This window comes from Candidatus Zixiibacteriota bacterium, from assembly GCA_029860345.1.
GTDB lineage: Bacteria > Zixibacteria > MSB-5A5 > GN15 > FEB-12 > JAJRTA01.
Map to the genome: position 1 here is coordinate 19,141 of JAOUBJ010000008.1, position 19,170 is coordinate 38,310.

The window sequence follows — 19,170 nt, forward strand, 5'->3', positions numbered from 1 at the left end:
GTTGAGATTATGACGACCGATGCTCATCAGTTTGATATCGCCGTGATCATGCCGGTACTGAATGAAGAGAAACATATCGGCACCACCCTGGACCAGATTTACATGCAGGACTATCCGATGGACCGAGTGCAGTTGATCGTTGCCGACGGCGGCTCGACCGACAGGACCCGGGAAATCGTAAGTACTTTCAAGGATCGGTTCGGATCTTTGAAACTGCTGGATAATCCCAAACGGCTGTCATCGGCCGGCCGCAACGTGGGGGCTCGGAACTCGAATTCCCGGTTTATTCTGGTTTTGGACGGCCACACTCACCTGCCTTCCAAAACGCTCCTTAAAGACATGGTGGGTCTCTTTGAAAGCAGTGGCGCCGCCTGTCTGTGTCGCCCCCAACCGCTCACGCCGCCGGACATCAATGAATTTGAAAAATCCGTGGCTCTTTGTCGCGGTTCGGGGCTGGGCCACAAGCCGGGCTCGGAGATATACTCAGATATTGAGGCCCAGGTCGATCCCACTTCGTCCGGCGCCATGTATGTGAGAGAAGTGTTTGAGAAGGTTGGTGCCTTCGATGAATCGTTCGACGCTTGCGAGGATGTCGACTTCAACTATCGGGTTCATCAGCACGGTCTCAAGGCGTGGACCTCGCCGAAGCTAACGGTGTGCTATTATCCGCGCTCATCGCTGGGCGGTCTGTGGCGTCAAATGGTGCGGTATGGACGCGGCCGGTTTCGATTGGCCGAAAAACACAAACTCTTTTCGCCGGTCATGTCGTTGGCCGCCTCCGGAGTGGCCGGGCTGGGTCTATTGTTGCTGGTCTCCCTGGTGTCATCGTGGGCTGCCTCATGGTTCAGGACGGCCATCGGTCTGTACCTGCTCCTGGTCGTTTTTTACTCGGCCTATCTGTCGCAGCGACATCGTCACGTAGGCTGCCTGCTCCATGGTCCTTTGGTTTTCCCCACCATTCATTTCGGCCTTGGTTTCGGCTTTCTCTATGAAATCGTCAGCAAGCTGCTCAACAAACAACGGCCCCGATAATTGATCCGTGGGAACCGTTCGCGATTGACGTTGCGTATAAGAATTCGTCGCGCTATCTTGTGGCCATGTTGACGACCTTCAGCCATTCAAGCCTTGGAAGTTTTCGCCGTTGTCCGAAACAGTTTCAATTTAGATACGTCGACAAACTGAAAGTCCCCAGGGTTATCACGCCGGACACCTATCTCGGAACGGCGGTCCACCGAATCCTCAGAAAACTCTACAAGCTGGGCGCCGACCAGATAGTCATGCCTCTTGAAGAGGCTGTGGCCGAATACCAAACTGAGTGGAACAAAATCGATCTGGCCCATCTGCAGGTGCAGAGCGAGCATTATACTGTCGACGACTATATTCGAATCGGCGAAGATATGCTGAGGCAGCACTATGAGAAATACCAGCCGTTCAACTTCGGGAAACTTCTGGGGACGGAGCTGTATCTCAGTTTTGAACTTCCCAACACGCCGTTCAAGGTTCGCGGTTACATCGACAAACTCTGGCGTCGCGTCGACGGAACAGTGGAGATTTGCGATTACAAAACCGGGATGACGATTGCCAGGCCTCAAGACGAGGGTTACCGATGGCAGATGGGTATCTACGAACTGGCCGTGCGGGCGACCTGGCCACAGCATGAGACCATCGAAGTGGCACAGCACTTTCTGCGCCAGGATGAGATCGTGCGATATCGCATGACTATCGACGATCTTGATTTATTGACCGAGGATATCCGCAATGTGGTCATGGAGATTCATCAGGCCGATCGCACCCAGAACTTCCCGGCTCAAGAAAGCCCGATGTGTCGCTACTGCGACTATCAGGCGTACTGCCCGGCCAAACGGCATGAGCGAATGTTGGCGAAACAACCCGACGATCATCCTCCCGACGGGACCAACGAGGCCGAGCGATTGGCCGATCTGGCTGATCGCTATCTTGCTCTGTACTCACAGAGCAACAAGGCCAAGGCAGAAATGGATGCACTCAAGGAGGAACTCCGCCAGGTAGTACGCGACGGTGGCCCCACCAAGATGGTCGGCAGCCTGGGCCACGTTGGTGTGAAACTGGGTACCGTGGAGAAATTCATAACCAAGACTCGCGACAGCGACGGTTTCGCCGCGCTGTCGGCTCTGGCGCGAGAGATGGGCTTCGATGAGTACTTTGACTTGAATGCCCGAGCGTTGTTTAAACAACTCTGCGCCACCAAGCGTCTAACCGACGAACAACGTAAGGCCCTGGCGCCTTTCGTGTGCAAAGAGGAAGAGTCACGAATAACCGCCAAACCTCTTCAACAGACGGACCCCGAAGATGAGTAGATGCCCCTCCAGGAAAACGGACGCATCAGACCGAAAGGCATCGATCGAGTGAAAAGACGCGAATTTATCAAGCGAGCTTCGCAAGCCACCGGTCTGGCAGCCGTGTGTGTCGGTGGCGGATGGTTCTTTCACGACCGGGAGTGGTTCAAGTATGAACCACCAATCGTGCACAAACCCGACTTCCAGATTGCTCCGGACAACGCCTATCCCCAGATATCACTCAGCCGCAACCAGGATCATGTCCTCGCCCTGAGAGATGCACTTGATGCTGTTGGCGGTATCGCGCGTTTTGTCCGGGCAGGTGAGCGGGTAACGGTCAAACCGAACGTCGGCTGGGACCGCACCGCCGCTCAGGCGGCCAACACCTCGCCAGTGCTGGTCGGCGAGATGGTCAGGCAATGTCTCGACGCGGGAGCGGCTGAAGTAATTGTTACCGACGTGACCTGCAACGAAGCCCGCCGGTGTTTCCTGCGCTCGGGAATCAAAGAAGCAGCCGAGAAAGCAGGCGCCAAGGTTATTCTTGCGGTCGAGGACGATTACCTGGTGATGGACCTTAAGGGCAGGCTGCTCACCAGTTGGCCGGTGCTGAGACATTTTGTAGAAACCGATCGGCTGATCAATATGCCGATCGTGAAGCATCATTCGCTGTCCATGTGCACCGTGGGCATGAAGAACCTGTACGGCATCCTCGGCGGTCGACGCAACCAGCTTCATCAGGAGATAGACCAGTCTATAGTCGACCTGGCCATGTTCAGTCGTCCCACCTTGACGGTGGTCGACGCTACCCGTGTGTTGATGCGCGGGGGACCGCAGGGCGGATCGCTCGACGATGTCAACATCGAACATTCGGTGATCTGTGCCACCGATCAAGTTGCCGCCGATGCCCGAGCGGTTGAGTTTTTGGGGCTGGCGGCGGCTGATGTTGCGCACATCGTGCAGGCCGAAAAGGCCGGACTCGGCTTGATCGATTACCGTGCGGCCGGATACAAAGAGAACCTTGGATGACAGTCGGAACGGTCAGGAACCTAAGACGTTTTTCGCAGGTTTCGTTTTTTGGCGTTTTCTGCTGGCTGGTACTTAAGACCAATTTTGAAGTAGCCATTAGTCCCGACACAGTGTCTGAGGTTTTTCTTCCCTATCCGGTATCTATCGCCCTGCAATTCGATCCCCTGGTCGCTTTGACCACTTTGCTGGCCAACGGTACTCTCTTCAAGGGATTGCTGTGGTCCCTGGCGGTCTTGATCCCCACTATCTTCCTTGGTCGGTTTTTTTGCGGTTGGGTCTGCCCTTTGGGAACGCTGAATCATTGGATATCCGAGATACGCTCGGAACGAATCAGCTTTCGCGGTAAGGGAAAAATCGAATCGAATCGCTACAAGAAGTACCAGCGCATCAAGTACTACATATTTCTGTTCATGATCGCTGCCGCCCTGTTCGGCACTCTGCAGTCCGGTCTGCTCGACCCGCTACCGTTGATGGCTCGTTCCATAGGTACCTTAGTGTTGCCGACAGCGCATGCCGCAGCCGATGGTGTGCTGGGCTGGGTGAAATCCTTCGGGTTCAAACCGCTGTCCGGTGCCGCCCAGTTTGTTTACGATATGTTCGCACCATTCCTGCTGAATTTCCGACAGGTACATTTTCACGGCATCGTCAGTATTGCGATTCTCTTCGGTGGCATCGTGGTTACCAACCGAGTGTTCACCAGGTTCTGGTGCCGAGGTCTTTGTCCGCTGGGTGCAATGTTAGGTATCTTTTCGCGATATGCGACTTTCGGACTGCAGAAGGATGAGAAGAGTTGCGACCATTGCAACCTCTGTCTCCAGAGTTGTCAGGGTGCTGACAATCCGGATGTGGGCACACGCTGGCGTCAGACGGAGTGTCATGTCTGTCTTAACTGTCAGGCGGCATGTCCGCAGGGTTCGCTCGACTTCAAGTTTTTCCCGACGCTTGAGGGCACCAGGACAAATCCACCCCCCAATCAACGAGTAGATATCACCAAAAGAAAGACCGTTGCCTCGCTGGCTGCCGGGGCTGCCCTCTTCCCTATGCTGCGCTCCGGCGATTCTTTTGAAATCAACGCCGACTCGCGTCTGATTCGCCCACCCGGCTCGGTGATCGAGGATGATTTTCTCGCCCGCTGTATTCGCTGCGGCCAATGCATGCGTGTCTGTCCCAACAACGCCCTGCATCCCACCCTGCTGGAGTCCGGTCTGGAAGGTGTTTGGACACCTATCTTGATTCCAAAAGTTGGCTACTGCGAACCTTCATGTACACTTTGCGGGCAGGTCTGCCCCACCGGTGCTATCTTAGAACTCACTCTTCTGGAAAAAGTCGGTGACAAAGAGACGCCGGCGAACCGGATCGGCACCGCATTCTTCGATCGTGGTCGCTGCCTGCCGTGGGCGATGGCCACTCGCTGTATCGTGTGCGAAGAGTGGTGCCCGACCTCCCCCAAAGCCGTCTACCTAAAAGAGGAACTCGTAACCGACCGCCAAGGCAAGGAAGTGCGTGTCCAACGCCCCTATATCGACCCCGATCTTTGCACCGGATGCGGCGCCTGCGAGTTCGCCTGTCCGGTGGTCGACCAACCGGCTGTCTACGTGACATCGGTGGGTGAATCGCGTTCGCCGGACAACCAGATTCTGTTAAGACGAAAAAAACCGACCACAATTCCACCGGGAGAAACGCCATGATACGTCCATGTCGAGTCATTCTTGTCGCCATAGCCCTATTGGCCCTCACTCTTGCTTGCTCAGGTGAGCAGACTGAAGTCGACACGGCAACCGTTGACCACCTGGCTGAGGCCTACGCCACCGTCGGTATCGACCGGGCTGCCCCACCGCGTCTGTTCGTGGGACAGGACCTGTATGAGTATATCAATGGCGGCGCTGAGTTGTACCATCTATATGGTTTCCAGGAAGTGGCCACCGCCGACTACAAGAAAGGCGCGACCGAAATGGTCGTGGACCTCTATCGTTTCGACTCGCCGCTCAACGCCTTTGGACTCTACTCCATGCTGCGACCGGATGAAGCAGATTTGACCCGGCTGGGGGTGGAGGGATTCTTGGCGCCGTCAAAAATCGAGTTTGTCAAAGGGGATCTTCTGGTGCGCGTGATAGGCTACGACGATTCGGACGAGACCGGGCTGGCCTTGATCAATCTCGCCGATGAGATCAACAAACAACTCCCCGGCGCAACCAAACTGCCGACCGCTTTTGAGTCGTTTCCATCGGCAGAGGTAGTCGACGGATCAGCCAAGTACTTCACCGAGGCGTATCTTGGCCAGAGTTTTCTGACCTCGGTGTATTGCCGTGACTACCAAATGGACAGCTCGGTGGTGACTCTGTTCTTGTGTCAGGCAGACGGGGGCGCCAAGCTGCTGGAGTGGTCCCACCGGGCAGAAGAAGCGGGCAAGCTGGTTGACGCCCCGGCTGATCTGACCTTTGACGATGGCAAAGCAATCGGTATCAACGACAGCTACTATGGCCAGATAGTAGCCGGTATTAAGGGCGGCCAAATGGTCGGCATGGTCGGTTTCTCCGTTGAACATCAGGCGTTCCTGGATGATTGGCTGGACGCAATCCAATAGGATATGACCGGATGACCGTTTGAGCATCCTTTCGGATCAGTAGCTTCGTGCGGTGATAATCGCACCCACCAAGGCGACGGCCAAAATGAGTTCGAGAGTCACGAGCAGTCCTGTAACTCCCAACATCGGCAACAAAAGAGTGAGCGTCAGAAGCGCTCCGATAGCCGAGCCCAAGACCTCCACGGCATAGCCGATACCTCGGTTGCGCAGGGGACGATTCTCGTAGTAACGCCGGGTGGCGGCCACGAAAAGTGAACCGGTGGCCAGAGCCATGACGAACAGGAAAAGCAGATGGTATCCAATGGCCGTTGACGGTTCGATGCGATTCCATGTCAAACCGAAAATGGCGCCTGCTAATATCAGGACCACAAGCGCCGGATACTCCAGGTGTCTGCTTTTCAACTGCTGGGCGTAATACGTTCCGACGGCCAAACCAAGCATGAAGGAGCCGACCAGTGCGGCCAGTTCCGAATAGAGCGATCCGGCGGTGGTCTGAAAAACATAGAACGAAAGCAGTTCCAGAGAAATAGAGATAAGTCCGGCCACCAAGTACATAAACAGGCCAAATCGACGACGACGATCCCGACCGACAGATGCGTAGGTTAACAAGCCGAAGATAGGCACTAGTCCCAGCGTATATCCGTATGGCTGTTCAAGCCAGAACGACAAGATCAATCGATCCCTGTCGCCCGTCGAACGGTACAGCGCCTGCCGGTGCGGCAAAACCGGTCTGGCTGCGCTGTTGACATCGGAGTCCGATGACAATGCGGAGGTAAGCCGCTCCCGTTTGAATTCGTTGAGCCGATCACGAAGAAAGCTCTCGCTCAGGAAAGTCGGGTCGTACTCAAGCCTGTTCATGCGAACAACCAGACTGTCTGTACTTACTCCGAATAACGAAGCGTTCGACGCCATCAACAAAGTCTCCCCCCCCGGCCATACCACGACCTGATCGAAAGACGCCGCTAAGCTGTTTCGAATAATCGAGAGCAAGGCCGCCACATCGTCGCTGACATATCGGTCGGTGTCGTATGCTGTGGGAATGACAAGCAACCCACTTTCCGTCAGGAGCCGCTGTGTTTGCCGAAAGAATTCCGGTGTCAGCAATCGATTGGTTTGGTAATTGTCCGGTTCACCGGCATCAATGATTATCACATCAAATCGCTCACGCCCGGCCCGCTCGTTAATGAACGAGAGTGGATCGTCGGTCAGGCGGGTCACTCCGCCCCCAAAAGATGTTGCATTTTCGGCCGGCCCATTCAGGCTTCGACGTGGGTCTACCGCGGTAAGGTGCAACGGCTCCAGGCGCAACGTCAACTGAGCCAGTCCGAATTCGCTGCGACCGAAGTAGAGGATTTCACGAGCCATTGGCTGGTAGAGCATGGCCGGCAACAGCAGGTTCTCCGCCGTCCGCACATCCGGGTGCACCGCCTCCACTTTGTTGTCGGTCAGAAGTACGATCATATTGTCACGAGAAAGCACGGTCTGCCGACCGTATGGGGTGTCGAACGACTGCACCACGTGGTAGGGCTGGTATTTTATGCCGTCGAGAGCACTATCAATCCGCCCTGCTATCCATACCGATCCGAACAGAAGGCCTGTCGTGATCAGTGTGAACAGCGCCGTGGCCGCAAGGGACCTCTCCCTATGATTCAGCGTCAGGAAACCGACGGCGACCACAACAACCGCCAAAGCCAAAGCCATATTTGACAGGACACCTCGGCTGAACATTGCTATCAACACACCGCCCACGAAGGCTCCTGCGCCCTCCCACAGATAGACGGTTACGACGGCGCCCTCACTGCCCCATCCCTCCTTCGCAATGACCGAAAACAACCAGCCTGATATCAGGCCCGGCGGTAACATCACAAGTATAGCCATGGCTCCGGCGGTAGCGAACGGGATAACCTGTCCGGCCACCTCGCTGACAAACAGCGGCAATAATCTGACCGCCGGTATCAACACGCACAAGACTGCACACCCGGCTATGAACAAAGCAACGGCTCCGGGCTGATGGGTGTCACGTCCGCCCAAATATGAACCAAGAGTTACCGCCAAAAGCCATCCAAACAAAGCCAGACCGATGAACAATTCATCGCCGTTGAACGATGAGACAAGTTCACGCAAGAGCAGCACCTGTCCTGCGACCGAAAAGAAGCCGAGCAGGAACGGTTTGCCCTTGGTCATTTAGAAGACTCCGGGGAGCAGGCGCCGACAGTGTTGGCATCTGCCGACTTTTAGATCGTTCCTGACAATGCGATAGCCGCGTCGCTCTATCAGGACTCTGTCACATCCGGCACAGTAGGTCGATTCGGCCGCGTGACCGGGAACGTTTCCGAGATAGACGTAGTGCAAGCCTTCACTTTTGCAGATAGCGTGGGCGCGTTCAAGTGTTTCAAGCGGCGTCGACGGCAGGTGACGCAGCAAATACTGCGGATGAAAACGGGAGAAGTGAATTGGAGTATCACAGCCGAGATTGCCTTTTATCCATCGTGCGAGATCGGTAAACTCCTGGTCGGAATCATTCAGCGTGGGTACAACAAGGTAGACTATCTCCAACCACACTCCCGCCTTTTTGATTTGTATCAGAGCGTCCAATACCGGCCCGAGTTCACCGTTGACGATCTTTCGGTAGTAGTCCTCTCGAAACGACTTCAGGTCGACCTTGATCGCGTCCATTTGCAGGCACAATTCGGCCAGAGGTTCTTTGTCGATATACCCCCCGGTTATCATGACCGATGATACACCCTGCTCATGAGCTCGTTGAGCGATGTCATACATGTACTCGTAGAAAATCACCGGCTCGGAATAAGTGTACGCTATCGTTGGGACGCTCCGCTCCTTACAAACCTTGACCAGCTCATTGGGCGGGAGATCCGCGCTGTCTATCTGCTCCGGACGCGCCTGGGATATCTCCCAGTTCTGACAAAACTTGCAGTTCACGTTGCATCCGGCCGTGGCCAACGAAAACGCTTTGGTCCCCGGACGGAAATGATACAGCGGCTTTTTCTCAATCGGATCGATATTCAGCGAACATGGTCGACCGTAGACAAGCGTGTAGTAGGTATCCTTTCGGTTTTCACGAACGCCGCAGTAGCCGCGCTCAAGATCGGTGATGCGACAGTGCCGAGGACAAAGCCGACACTCGATTCCACCCTCGTCGAGCTTCTTGTAGTGCCGTGCTTCCACCGACGACAGATTGTTGCCGTTGTTAAAAGCACAGACGTTCTGGACACCCCCGAGCAGCTCCGGCCAGAGTTCCGAGTGCGAAGCCGCAGCAACTGCCGAAGCAGACCCCATACACTTAAGAAATAGACGCCGCTCCATCAGAAGAGCTTCCCTTCCTGTATGCGACCCTTGTCGTTCACCACTTGCACCCGCAGGTCGATCTTCGATATGTCGGCCGTACCTAAACCATGAGCCTGCGCCGTCTGAAGATACCTGGCCGGACGATTCGCTTTTTCAAGCGACGGCAAACCAGCCTCCCTGCGACAGTGCTCCACAATCTCAAGACCGACACGATCAACGGCCACAGGATCGTCGGACAGCACGATGCCACCATAAGGAGCTATGAAGCCGGGATCATAACCGGGTCCGTTGCTGTACTGCACCTGCACGGCGTTGATGATAGTGAGGCGGTTCCGGGTGCGAATAGGAACCATAAGCGAAACATCGGCCACATGCGGATCACAATTGTTGCCATGAAACTTATTCGGATTGTTAATGGCTCCGAACATGTTTTTCATACCACCGGACAGACCGGCAATTGAATGGTCTTTCAGCACCGGCAGATTGATGTTGCCGGTCACAGCACTTTCCAGGATGCGACTGATCAAACTTGAGGACTCCCCCGCGCTATGGAACTCATAACCGTAACCGACACCGTTGGCATCGGTACCCAGACACCGTCGGCCGAGATTCGAGGCGTTCAGCTCAAATCCAGCCTGCTGCAACTCGCGGCTGGTGCGCTCCCACACCACGACATCGTTGGGCTGCCATCCGGCATTCTCAAGAATATCAGCCAAAGCACCAACCAACGGAACCGGGGTCGAGTTGAACTTCCCGGTCAGGCAGTTCGTTTTCAGACCTACCGCACCCTTGGGTAGCAGTTTTTGAATAGCTGCGATCACCGACGTTTGATTAGTTAGAGTGGTCAGACCACTGGAGACCAGTTGCTTATATTGGGCGAGATTCAATCGGTCGCCTCGAATCCCTGCCTCATGCCTGACTACAACAACTTGGCTCATACAGATTATAGTATGCAGGGGGCCATGCCTGTCAACCCCTTTTTGACTCGTAACAGTAGGCTGTTGATTGTCCCCGGGCGACATGCGAGAGTTGAAACAGTTCTATCCCGCGTCGTTGCGAACGAGTCCCCCGCCACCGGCGAGGGACGAGAGCGGCAATCTCATGTGGTGTCGCGACGAATCCGCCCGACACCTATAGTTCGCCATATTGCCGTCAGGCGAATCGCCTGACAGCACCTTCGCATCTTCCAGGGAGATTGCCGCGGCCACGCGAAGAGCGTGGCCTCGCAATGACGCTTTGGGTGTTCTGGGGCAATCCGTCAGGCCAGCTTTTCCAGAAGCTCCTCGGAGATATCGAAATTGGCATAGATCTTCTGAACGTCGTCAAGGTCCTCAAGCATCTCGTACAACTTCATCATCGAGTTGGCCTGCGACTCTTTTTCGAGCTTGACCGAGTCTTTGGGAATCATGGTTACTTCGGCCGAGACCATCGGAATGCCCTTGGCCTCGATAGCCGAACGGACTGCGTCAACATCGGCCGGCTGCGTGATCACTTCGTAGGACCCTGACTCGCTCTTGATATCTTCGGCGCCGGCGTCCATGGCCACTTCCATGAGCGTGTCCTCATCGACCGCATCGAGGTCTATCGTGATCAGACCCTGCTTTTCGAACATCCAGGCCACGCATCCGCTGGCCCCGAGATTACCGCCGTACTTGGTGAGGGCATGACGCACCTCGCCGACGCAACGGTTCTTATTATCGGTAAACGCTTCCATGTAGAGGGCCACACCGCCGGGGCCATAGCCTTCGTAGTTGATCGACTCGTAGGTGACGCCCGGCAGTTCGCCGGTACCTTTCATGACTGCCCGTTTGATATTGTCGGCCGGCATGTTGGACCCTTTGGCCGCCGCGATGGCCGTGCGCAAGCGGGGATTGCCGTCGGGATCGCCGCCACCTTCACGGGCGGCAATGGTTATTTCTTTGATATGCCGGGTGAAGACTCTGCCGCGTTCGGCGTCGGCCTTCCCTTTTTTGCGTTTAATCGTCGCCCATTTTGAATGACCTGACATCGGTTCAATCTCCCTTTATCTGAACATTCTCATATACTCAACACACTATACGTCACTCCCAGACCTTGTCATTCCCGCGCAGGCGGGGTGGCAAGCCACTCTTTTCTCTGTTGCGTCGGTTCTTGCGGCTGCGCTAGCAGGCGTGTGAACCGACGGCTCCCACAGCAAGCTGTGGGCCACCCAGACCTTGTCATTCCCGCGCAGGCGGGGTGGCAAGCCACTCATTTCTCTGTTGCGTCGGTTCTTGCGGCTGCGCTAGCAGGCGTGTGAACCGACGGCTCCCACAGCAAGCTGTGGGCCACCCAGACCTTGTCATTCCCGAGCAGGCGGGGTGGCAAGCCACTCTTTTCTCTGTTGCGTCGGTTCTTGCGGCTGCGCTAGCAGGCGTGTGAACCGACGGCTCCCACAGCAAGCTGTGGGCCACCCAGACCTTGTCATTCCCGCGCAGGCGGGAATCCATCTTATCTGTCATTCTGGCGAAGGCCAGGCGGCAAGCCACTCTTTCGCGCTTCGCGCGTGGCAGTCATAGGTAGGTCTGTCTTTAGACCTGCCAAGTCCACCAAGATGACAGATTCCAGCCATTCAGAATAACAAATCAGCCTTTACTTGGCAAGAGGGAGTTGGGGGGCTGCAGCAGCTGTTTCTGCTTGCCTAAACCGGTCTACTCTCTGTTTCTTTCCGTCTGACATTGTTATACACAGAATGAGGATTGTCCACCATGCCCACTATATTCACGCAGATAATAAACCGCGAACTGCCCGCCAATGTATTCCATGAAACGGACGAAGTGATCGTAATTGCCGACCATCGTCCGCAAGCGCCGGTGCACTTGTTGATCATCCCCAAAACCGAATACAAGAACTTCTACGAGACACCGCCTGAAGCACTCGCCATGATGAACCAGACGGCCAAGATGATCGCCGAAAAGTTGGGTATCAGTGACCATTTTCAGATTCTGATCAATAACGGTCTGGGGCAGGAAGTGCCGCACGTGCATTTTCATTTCAAGTCCAACCGCGGCGCGGACAAGTTGACGTTCGTGCTGAGGTGAGGTTAGAAAGGGGGCTCAATGTCGAGACCCGCGCCACCGTGCTGCGCTCACCCCTCGACTCCGCTCGGGGTGACAAAACTGATTGGTTGAAACGAGTAGGGCAGAACCGCGTCTGGTTCTGCCGCCCTGGCCGCAGGGTCACACCCGCCTACGGCGTGCAGGACCCAGCGGAACCGGTGTGGCGGAACCGCTGAGAGGGTTCCGCCCTACTGTCTCAGCTACTCCCGCGCGATCTGAAGATTACGCGGGCACAAGAACGATCATGCTTCGACTCCGCTCAGGGTGAGGTTGGGGGTGCTCAGGGTGAGGTTTGGCCAAATTCTACTACACGGTCTCTGAATAATCTGCTATCTTCCGGGTAAGCTTGGCACGAATGACGAGGTACACAGCATGTTCTGCCCCAACTGTCGTTACGAATACTTAGAGACTGTTACCGTCTGCCCCGACTGCAACGAACGACTTGTCAGTCAACTTCGCGATAAGTCGAAAGAGTCTGATAGTTACGATGATTGGGTGCGACTGGCCCTATTGTCATCGATGCAACATTCCAAGGTAGTGGTGGAGGCGCTGCATTCCAACGACATCCCGGCAGTGCTACTATCCGACAACGGACCTTGCACACACAACTGTCAGATGGGGTCGGTATCGGAGGAGTTGACTAGTGATGGATTCATGGTGCTAGTGCCGAGCGAGTTTGTGGGCGAGGCCGATCAAATCGCCGGTTCCGTCCTGGGCGAAGAGTGGGAACAGGCCAAGCTGTACGATGTAGAACCTTGAGTGGCGAGTGATTGAATCCGTGGCCCGCGCTCCATTCCAAGTATTGGTTCTCCCCTACCGGATCACCGACGAAGATGAGATTCTGTACGGGCTGCTAAAACGGGATGCGTCAACCGGTGGTTACTGGCAACCTGTCGCCGGTGGCGGCGAAGATGACGAAACTCCCGAACAAGCAGCCCGGCGCGAGGCGTTTGAAGAAGCAGGTATCCCGGTCGAATCGGAACTCACAAAACTGGAAAGTTTCTCGACACTTCCGGTCGATGCGGTGTGCGGCTTCTTGTGGGGTGATGACGTAGTAGTTCTTCCTCAGCACTGCTTTGCCGTTCGGCTCCAGAGTGCGAGTCTTACACTGTCCGAGGAACACACCGAGTATCGTTGGCTGTCTTATGACGCAGCAAGAGAACTGCTGAGTTGGGATGACAACCGCACTGCACTGTGGGAGCTGAACTACCGGTTGACACAACCCCATCAAAACAGCACTTAACGATGTTGGGTGGCCGCCCAAGACCTTGTACGGGGCGGGGAATCAATCGGAGGTGTATCACACCTAAAGAAAACCGTAGGTCGACACCCCTGGTCCGTAGGACCGCCGCAGGCGGGTTTCGACATCCCGCGCGGCGCGGGATTCTTCGGTTCTGCATTGCGACAGAAAGACGTCGAAACCTCGCTTCGCGACACCTTCGGGTCAGGGGTTTCGACCTACCAGATTGCATCACCCTACATAATAATCGCCAGCTTCCCCATCTGAACGGCGCCATCGGCACTCTCAACCGTCCAATAGTACAAACCCGACACGACCATCTGAGTGTTGCGTGTAATCAGGTTCCACTCCTCGTGAGTAGTACCGTCGTTGTGCGCAATCTCACGCACGAGGTCGCCATCGATCGTGAAAACGCGGATAGTACAAATCGGTGGAACGTTGGCAAAGTGGATCGTGCGCGTTCGGTCGTGGGGGTGATCTGATTCCACCCTCCCCTCGTATCCGCGTCCCCGATAGTCGCCATCAAGCAGATATGGGTTCGGATACACATACGCCTTAAGATTTTCGGATTGTATGTCGTTCCAGGAACTCTGAGCGTACACTTCCACAGCCCCAACCGTAACCGATGTTTCCAACGAGGCCAAACCGGACAGCGGCGAGCCATAATCAAAGGCGGTGACGTTGATCCAATATGACGCCGTCGGCAGCAGGTTCTCAATCTCAAAGACATACTCGAAGTACTTCAAACGACCGGCGGCTGTTAACTCATCCGACTGTGCCGAATCGGGGTTCAGGCTGGAGGGCGGTGGTTGCATCGGAAAGAGTTTACGGATGGGGGTGTCAACACCCAGGCGGCTCACGTTGTAGTCCTGCGGTTCGAAATAGAACACGGAGTCCGAAAACTCCGGATGCACGTATGGTCGCGAGCGAGTGTAAGCCATAGGATCAAACAGAGTATCACCGCATGAGTCGGCATAGAGACAGCGAAGTTCGTCCAGCGAGAACGGAGTATCCATCAGTCTGTACGCAGCCCGGGGGCGCACGGTGCGGTCGTAGAAAAACTTATTGTAATCCTCAATGTCGAACGATGCGATGATCTGATAACTGGGGGCGCGCTCATCACGTCCCAGATAGATACGGTATCCCTCGAAATCCAACTCGCGTGAAAAGGCGTCCCTGCTTGTTTCCGATCTGAGACCATTGAAGTGCACGGTTAAGGCACCTGGGCGCGTATCCACCCAAAACTCCGGCGCCGGTGGTGGCGCTGCACCGCGAAAGTCCGGCACGCCGTCGCCTTCATAGAAAATCGTATCGCAGGCGGTGAAACTCCAGGTCGTGTCGACCTGAATCGGGTCCTCGTTTACCGTATCGAGCCTTATCGTGGAATCTTCGCAACAGATACGTATCTTCCCTGAGAAACCGTCGCCGTCGGTGTCCACCCCCGGGTTGTCATAGATCCACGACGCCCACATGGCGTTGAGAGCCAGGTCGGAAAAATCGAGATTCTGAATATACAGATCAGGTCGATCCGGCAGGTTCTCCCTGTTGCCTACGTCTCGATGGAGATTCTCCCCGGCCAGATAGGCAAACGATATAGGTAACGTCTGCCCGGGGCGAATTTCGAAGGGTCCGAACGACAGCAGGTAGCGGGTGTCGAAACCGTCGGCAAAATCGGCTGCCTGTTCCGGATTGGGATGTAGCCAGAGCGTGTCATTGGTCTGGATGGCTGCCGTGAAGACCTGGTTGTAATCGAACTCGCGGTTGCGCATTACGTAATACTTGTTCACATCCCCCTCAGGCGTTCCCAGGCCACCGGTGCCGAAGTCGCGAAACGGTTCATCGAGACGACCGACATTTCCTTTTTCACGCGGGCCGAAGTCCAGGGCTGCATTCCCGTTGCCGATCCACCAGTTGAAACTGACGTCCAACTCCTCAGCCGGCGTTCTTACGATGCGCATTGCCACCACATCATCGGTTGGATGCTTGCCGCCATCGCTGTAGATCAAGTCGAGGTCACCGTCATCATCAGCCTGCCAGGCGATGTTCACCGTGTCCTCAAAGACACATGAGCCGTACTGGTTGGGATAGGTGTGCAAAAAGCCGCTGTGGTCATCGGTGAAACCGGGCAGTAGCCCAAAGCAATCGAAGCATATCATACAGTCGTCGTAGATACCCATGTAGACATCACGCAATGTCCGGGTCCCTATGTTCTGAATCTGGTAATCAAAGAGAACGAAGTCCTCAGCGTAGGCATACGACCAGGCATAAGAGGACTGGGTCACTTCAATGTTCAGCGGTCGGTGCACTCGCCCGAAATAGTCATTTTGGATACCGTCGGTGAAAGTATCGGTGTAGACGGCAACAAAATCCTCCTCAGAGACGGCACCTTCAAAGTCCGGTCTGGATGGGTCTTTGATCGAACGATGCTTCATCCGGCCAAACGGCGCTTGATCGGGGAACATCTCATATAGTTGCTGCCAACCGTCGGCACCGACCGAGACAAGAGTGTCGCGCCCGACCACAGCTCCGATCCAAAAAGCGCCGCCGAACAGATAGTTGACCCGAGAACCCTTTGGATACTCGCATGAGAAACCGATTTCCTCACCGGTGTACCAGTCAATGCTGGGCCCGGGCAGATATTCGCGGCCAAACGTCCCATTGTTGGCCACGGCCAGGGATATCTTACCTATCCGATGCGCCGCCAGTTGGTGTGCCGGCGCGGCCAATGCCAATGATCGTGGGAGATGGCGTCCACTGGGCGTGTCACTCACCGTTCGCGCGGTAGCGGTGGAGACCATCCCACAAATCAATAGATATAGAATCTGTCTGCACATCAGAGAACCATCAACTCTAAATGAAACTCTTCTTTCGCATGGCAATATAGCGATTGGGGAGCAACAAAGCTCTAATGAAATCCGGCCCTGCACCTTCAGAAAACGAGCAACCGGGGAACTATTGTTGGCGATTCCGGTTAATGGGTACGTATATCGAGTATATAAGCCCATTAACTACTTCTAATTCTCAGGCGCAGCTGAGACAGAAGATGAATCAGTCGACCATCGAAATCGCGAAAAGATACGCAGTGCAATTCGAGGAACATATTACTTAACAGCAAGGAGTTCTACATGCTCAGACTCTCGACAAAAACACTGGCTACCACCGCCGTTGTCCTAATGGCGGCAGTCTTAATGGCGCCAACATCGCAGGCCGCCACGGTCGATGTGGACATTTCAGGGTTCACATTCGTGCCTGACACACTGGTAATCACAGCAGGTGATGAGGTCAAATGGACAAACCAGGACGTAGCACCCCACACTAGTACTTCTGACGCCCCTTTGTGGGATTCGGGTACATTAAATCAGGGACAATTCTGGTCACGCACATTCAACACACCGGGTTCCTATCCGTATCACTGTGCGATACACCCTTCGATGCAGGCCGTGATAATTGTCGAGGCGGCGCCCGTGCCGGGCCTGTCGGCATACGGCACCGCCCTGCTCATACTGCTGTTGGTGATAGCGGCGTACTTTGTCTATCGGCGCAAGCAAAGCGCCATACCTGCCTGAGACTGACCCTGTATTAACAGCGACAGTAAGAAAGCCGATCCGCTCTTCAGCGGGTCGGCTTCTGTTTTTCCCTCGACCTCGCCGGCTCAGTTGTACAAGTCGGCCAGCGTCAGAGTAAGTTTCTTTTTCTCGTCGCCGCGACTGATGGCCACCGACAAGCTCGTGCCCGCCTGCTGCCGCAACAGCTTCTTGACACCCAGGACGCCACCGACTCCGGCCATATCAACATCGTCCACGGCCAACAGGACATCGCCGACATTGAATCCCGCCTGAGCAGCCGGTGTGTTGTCGGCCACGAAGATTATTCTGACCTGGTTGGACTCACTGTTTTCCAGTTGCATTCCGCTATTGTCACGGGGGAAAACGTGCGCGAAGTTGTCACCTTTTTCAACTATCACCTGCTCACGCTTGTAGTCGAGATACAGGACAAAGTGACGCAGCAGCGTGTTACCGATATTGCCGGTTAGGTCGGTGTGGCCAAAGCCGCCCTGCCCCTTCACCAAGGGCGTCCCCACTATGGGATTAGCAATTGTGTGACCGGCGAACTCGATAGTTTCAAATTGCAGGCTGCGTTTTGGTTGGGAACCACCGGCGCCGTGGCCGAGGCCGTCGACTCCCGACATTGTGAGTATGCCGTTCTGCTCTGCGTAGGGATAGTGGAAACTCATGCCGCCGGCGCCAAGGTCGAGCATCCACTTGCCGCCGTGCTTACCGTCGACTGACACCGGCAGTTCGAAGAAATTGGATTGTGAAATAGGCGATTCGAGGATGGTACCGTCACCATGATAAGTGAAGCTGTCCGGATGATAAAATGACAGTGTCTCATTGGCATAGTCGACTCTGGTCACCAAGCGCGAAAGGAAATCGTAGCCGAGAATGCCGACAACTTCCATGCCCAACCAACGATCGAACAAACTCGCGACCTCGATCGAAGCCGCCCGCTGTTCGTCGAATTCAAGCCCGGCCAATTCAAACGGTGGCAGCCTGGTGAACGAAACATCGACCAGGTTGCCCGCCCCTTGTCCTTTGATCTGTCCTTCCAGGGTGAGCCCCAGCTCCAACGCATAGGCTTTATCAATGACGGTCACACTGGCACCGGTATCCAGTACCCACAGTCGTTTCTTGCCGCCAATCGTGACCGGCAGGTAGATATGGTTCTCGATGAACTCAAATGGAATGCTCAAGGCATCACGGCCGTTAGTGAAACGGAAGTCCTCGACATCGGAGACGGGTGGCTCAAAAATCGACGCCTCAACCGGCAGGTTGATTTCCAACTTTGTGACGATAACGATTTGTTTCATGCCGTCGGGCAGTGTGATCGACTCTTGCTTGAACGAGTTTATTATGCCGTCGACCTCGCGGTAATCCAGAAACCAGGTGTGGCTCTCACCCTGCGGTGAAACGGCGACAGTCTTCAGCAGCATGAAAGTGGTTTTATCGTAATGCTGCCTGGACACATCTTCGTTAAGACTATTGGTGATTTGCACAACGTAGCAATCGACACCGGCCGCTGTGTCGGAACCTTCCAGCGTTACCTTGAATGTCTGCGAATTGGGTTCGAGTTGATCAAATTCAGCCATTAGGGCCTGCAGTTTTCTCTGCTTCTCGGTATCCTCATCGCGCCTGATTTGCAGCTTGCCGTTCGAGTCGACATTCCATGCATACTCACCGTTGTCGCCACTCTTTTGAGTAAGAACCTTCAGGTCAACATCCTGACGACTGCGGATCGGCGGTGCAGACCACTGATGGAGTGTTCCCTTGAGCCCGGTACCCACGAGATCGATAGTCGCCTCCATGTACGAGCTTTTCTGGGCCTTTAGTTTCTCCAGACCTCCCATTGCCTCATAGTGACGATTGAGAATCTCATAGGGATCGGAGAGCTGGCCTTGCACCGTCGGGACCGACAGAGCGAATGCTACCAAAACCGACAATGACATTGCAAGTGAGCGATTCATGAAAAACCTTCCTCTGTTATTCATAGTTTATGAGAGTGACTACGAGACATCCACCGCCGGGTTGCGATGGATTGTCAGCTTCGAGACTCGAAAATGCGAGC

General features: G+C 55.1%; 15 protein-coding genes. 9 read left to right on the forward strand and 6 right to left on the reverse strand.

What is annotated here, in order from left to right; translation table 11 throughout:
• The first annotated feature begins 9 nt into the window (after window positions 1-9).
• From OEV49_09500 to OEV49_09520, 5 genes are all read left to right on the forward strand, one after another.
• Window positions 10-1,032, forward strand: coding sequence for a glycosyltransferase family 2 protein (locus OEV49_09500; GenBank protein ID MDH3891304.1), 1,023 nt, complete (start codon window positions 10-12; stop codon window positions 1,030-1,032).
• Between the two features lie 65 nt (window positions 1,033-1,097).
• Window positions 1,098-2,336 (forward strand): PD-(D/E)XK nuclease family protein, encoded by a 1,239-nt coding sequence (locus tag OEV49_09505; protein MDH3891305.1) that lies wholly within the window; start codon window positions 1,098-1,100, stop codon window positions 2,334-2,336.
• Window positions 2,337-2,384: 48 nt separating this feature from the next.
• Entirely contained in the window at window positions 2,385-3,341 is a 957-nt protein-coding gene (locus OEV49_09510; protein ID MDH3891306.1) for a DUF362 domain-containing protein, read from the forward strand.
• Window positions 3,338-5,029, forward strand: a complete 1,692-nt coding sequence (locus tag OEV49_09515; GenBank protein ID MDH3891307.1) for a 4Fe-4S binding protein — start codon at window positions 3,338-3,340, stop codon at window positions 5,027-5,029. The genes OEV49_09510 and OEV49_09515 overlap by 4 nt, the downstream gene beginning before the upstream one ends.
• Window positions 5,026-5,925, forward strand: a complete 900-nt coding sequence (locus tag OEV49_09520; protein ID MDH3891308.1) for a hypothetical protein — start codon at window positions 5,026-5,028, stop codon at window positions 5,923-5,925. Before OEV49_09515 ends, OEV49_09520 begins: the two co-directional genes overlap by 4 nt.
• Window positions 5,926-5,961: 36 nt before the next feature.
• Here the strand turns inward: OEV49_09520 and OEV49_09525 are convergent, their stop codons facing one another.
• The 4 genes from OEV49_09525 to OEV49_09540 form a co-directional block, all read right to left on the reverse strand.
• The gene (locus tag OEV49_09525) at window positions 5,962-8,109 is read right to left on the reverse strand and encodes a hypothetical protein (GenBank protein MDH3891309.1); all 2,148 of its coding nucleotides are present in this window, start codon (window positions 8,107-8,109) and stop codon (window positions 5,962-5,964) included.
• On the reverse strand, window positions 8,110-9,249 hold the full coding sequence (gene amrS / locus OEV49_09530; protein MDH3891310.1) for an AmmeMemoRadiSam system radical SAM enzyme: 1,140 nt from the start codon (window positions 9,247-9,249) through the stop codon (window positions 8,110-8,112).
• On the reverse strand, window positions 9,249-10,169 hold the full coding sequence (locus OEV49_09535) for a DUF362 domain-containing protein (GenBank protein MDH3891311.1): 921 nt from the start codon (window positions 10,167-10,169) through the stop codon (window positions 9,249-9,251). The genes amrS and OEV49_09535 overlap by 1 nt, the downstream gene beginning before the upstream one ends.
• Window positions 10,170-10,489: 320 nt before the next feature.
• Window positions 10,490-11,239 (reverse strand): YebC/PmpR family DNA-binding transcriptional regulator, encoded by a 750-nt coding sequence (locus OEV49_09540; GenBank protein ID MDH3891312.1) that lies wholly within the window; start codon window positions 11,237-11,239, stop codon window positions 10,490-10,492.
• Between the two features lie 718 nt (window positions 11,240-11,957).
• On the opposite strand from OEV49_09540, the gene OEV49_09545 reads away from it, so the two are divergent.
• The 3 genes from OEV49_09545 (at window position 11,958) to OEV49_09555 (ending at window position 13,551) form a co-directional block, all read left to right on the forward strand.
• The gene (locus tag OEV49_09545; protein MDH3891313.1) at window positions 11,958-12,290 is read left to right on the forward strand and encodes an HIT family protein; all 333 of its coding nucleotides are present in this window, start codon (window positions 11,958-11,960) and stop codon (window positions 12,288-12,290) included.
• Between the two features lie 390 nt (window positions 12,291-12,680).
• On the forward strand, window positions 12,681-13,067 hold the full coding sequence (locus tag OEV49_09550) for a hypothetical protein (protein MDH3891314.1): 387 nt from the start codon (window positions 12,681-12,683) through the stop codon (window positions 13,065-13,067).
• A gap of 10 nt (window positions 13,068-13,077) precedes the next feature.
• Window positions 13,078-13,551, forward strand: coding sequence for an NUDIX pyrophosphatase (locus OEV49_09555; GenBank protein ID MDH3891315.1), 474 nt, complete (start codon window positions 13,078-13,080; stop codon window positions 13,549-13,551).
• Between the two features lie 233 nt (window positions 13,552-13,784).
• Here OEV49_09555 and OEV49_09560 read toward each other — a convergent pair whose 3' ends face one another.
• Window positions 13,785-16,382: a hypothetical protein gene (locus tag OEV49_09560; GenBank protein MDH3891316.1), complete on the reverse strand. Its 2,598-nt coding sequence runs from the start codon at window positions 16,380-16,382 to the stop codon at window positions 13,785-13,787.
• 291 nt (window positions 16,383-16,673) lie between these two features.
• On the opposite strand from OEV49_09560, the gene OEV49_09565 reads away from it, so the two are divergent.
• The gene (locus OEV49_09565; GenBank protein MDH3891317.1) at window positions 16,674-17,114 is read left to right on the forward strand and encodes a cupredoxin family copper-binding protein; all 441 of its coding nucleotides are present in this window, start codon (window positions 16,674-16,676) and stop codon (window positions 17,112-17,114) included.
• An 86-nt stretch (window positions 17,115-17,200) separates the two neighbouring features.
• Here the strand turns inward: OEV49_09565 and OEV49_09570 are convergent, their stop codons facing one another.
• A complete protein-coding gene (locus OEV49_09570) occupies window positions 17,201-19,069 on the reverse strand; it encodes an aspartyl protease family protein (GenBank protein MDH3891318.1) in 1,869 nt (622 codons plus the stop codon).
• Window positions 19,070-19,170 lie beyond the last annotated feature (101 nt).